The organism is Ferruginibacter sp., assembly GCF_031430955.1.
Taxonomy (GTDB): Bacteria; Bacteroidota; Bacteroidia; order Chitinophagales; family Chitinophagaceae; genus Ferruginibacter.
Genome location: NZ_JANPCM010000565.1, coordinates 1 through 2,462, shown reverse-complemented (window position 1 = coordinate 2,462; position 2,462 = coordinate 1). Strand labels below are relative to the sequence as shown.

Sequence of the window (2,462 nt, the reverse complement as noted above, 5' to 3'; positions counted from 1 at the left end):
AAACCTCAAAACAAAAGACTTTAGACCATTTTGTTGACGTCAACAAAATGGTTGATGTAGGCTCTGGTGGTAAAAGAGAAATCGAAGATATTATGCTTACAAGATATGCCTGTTATCTTATTGCTCAAAATGGTGATCCCCGGAAAAATGAGATTGCATTTGCCATGAGCTATTTTGCTGTACAGACAAGAAAACAAGAATTGCTTGAACAACGGCTTAAAGAATGGGAACGTTTACAGGCAAGAGAAAAGCTTACCATATCTGAAAAAGAATTATCTGGTTTGATTTTTCAAAAAGGAATTGATAATCCCGGCTTTGCCAGGATAAGAAGCAAAGGTGATCAGGCATTGTTTGGCGGACATACAACGGCTGACATGAAAGCAAGAATTAATATCCCTGACAACAGACCGCTTGCAGACTTTCTACCCACTATAACTATAAAAGCAAAAGATTTTGCCAACGAATTAACCAATGTAAATATTCGCAGGAGTGATCTGAAATCTGAAAATACGATAACGAATGAACATGTAAAAAATAATAAAGATGTGCGGCGGCTTTTGCTAAAAAGTGGAATAAAGCCTGAAAGTTTACCTGCAGAAGAAGACATCAAAAAAATAGAAAGAAAAGTAAAAGTGGATGATAAGAAGCTGCTAAAAGAAACAAAGAAACTTAAAAATAAATAGGCCGGATTTTTATTAATTCCATTTTTTTTAGCAAAATAAAAAATTTATGCAACACAGCAGAAGAAAATTTATTAAAAACACAACTGCAGGTTCTGCCGCTTTATTATTAGCATCGTTAGATGCTTTTTCTTTAACCTCAAAACCAAATTTTACTTTGCACAAAAATTACGAATTAAAAATAATGGCCACTAAATGGGGAGATGAGAGCAAGATTGATGACTTTTGCGCCAAAGTAAAAAAAGCAGGATACGATGGTATTGAAGAATGGTGGCCTGATGATAAAAAGCAACAGAATGAAATATTTGCAGCTGTAAAAAAACATAACCTTGATATTGGTTTCGTTTGCGGCGCCTGGCAAAGCAATGCAGCGGAGCATCTTACTATGTATAAAAAATTAATTGATGCTGCAGCAAAGCAAAATATTCAGCGGCCATTGTACATCAACAATCACTCGGGCAGAGATTATTTTAGTTTTGACGAAAGTAAAAAATTTATGGAGCATACCAATGCACTGTCAAAAGAAACTGGCATTCCTATTTATCATGAAACACACCGGGGCAGAATATTATTTGCAGCACATATTACTAAAGAGTTTATTCAAAAAATTCCTGAGTTAAGATTAACATTAGATATATCGCATTGGTGCAATGTGCATGAAAGCATGTTAGATAATCAAAAAGAAACGGTTGACCTGGCTTTAGAAAGAACAGACCACATCCATGCAAGAATTGGATACGAAGAAGGGCCGCAGGTAAATGATCCCCGTGCACCCGAATGGGAATATGCAGTAAAAAAACATTTTGAGTGGTGGGATAAAGTTGTAGAAAGAAAAAAGAAAAATGGCGAACGTATGACTTTTTTAACAGAGTTTGGTCCACCGATGTACATGCAAACATTGCCTTACACATTGCAAACGGTAAGCGATCAGTGGGCTATTAATGTTCATATGCTGCAACTTTTAAGAAAGCGATATTCCTGATTTTTATTTTATAATTCATGCTGTTAACCTTCTCAGAATTTATTGGACATTTTCATCCGGTGCTGGTTCATCTTCCTATTGGTATTTTATTAGCGGCTGTAATTTTTTATTTTCTTTCTAAAAAGGAGAAATACAAATCACTGCATGTAGCTGTAGGTATTAGTTTGGTTTTAGGAATGATAAGTGCCATTGCTTCCTGCATCAGCGGTTATTTATTATCAACAACTGATGATTACAATGAGCAAATGATATTTCAACATCAATGGCTCGGCATTGCAACAGCATTCATTTCTATACTTGCTTATTATTTTTATAAGAAAGAAAAATCTTTTCTTAAATGGGTAATGTTGTTATTGTCCCTGCTGATAATTATTACAGGGCATTTAGGCGGCTCACTTACACATGGGTCCAATTATCTTACCAGTGCATTTTCTTCAGCTGCAGATTCAAACAGTAGTGCAACAATAAAACCCATTGCTAATGTACAGGAAGCAGCGTTATACAGCGATGTAATACAACCAATTCTTCAAACCAAATGTTACAGTTGCCACGGTGCAAATAAACAAAAAGGCAAACTAAGATTAGATGAACAAAATTTTATTTTAAAAGGTGGAAAAGACGGCGCAATAATTATTGCAGGAAATACAGACGAAAGCGAATTGATAAAAAGAATTTTACTGCCTAAAGAAGATGAAGACCACATGCCGCCAAAAGAAAAGCCTCAATTATCAAAAAATGATATAGAATTAATTCACTGGTGGGTGAGCAGCGGCGCCGATTTTAATAAAAAAATAAAAGAG

3 protein-coding genes are annotated in these 2,462 nt (G+C 35.2%); all 3 read left to right on the top strand.

What is annotated here, in order from left to right:
- Positions 1 to 683, top strand: a 683-nt coding sequence (gene dinD, locus ACY65O_RS16150) for a DNA damage-inducible protein D (RefSeq protein ID WP_462221895.1), incomplete at its 5' end; no start/stop codon positions are given.
- Between the two features lie 46 nt (positions 684 to 729).
- Complete coding sequence (locus tag ACY65O_RS16145; protein WP_462221894.1) at positions 730 to 1,662, top strand: sugar phosphate isomerase/epimerase family protein; 933 nt, start codon at positions 730 to 732, stop codon at positions 1,660 to 1,662.
- 17 nt (positions 1,663 to 1,679) lie between these two features.
- The coding region (locus ACY65O_RS16140) for a c-type cytochrome domain-containing protein (protein WP_462221893.1) at positions 1,680 to 2,462 on the top strand (783 nt) is incomplete at its 3' end.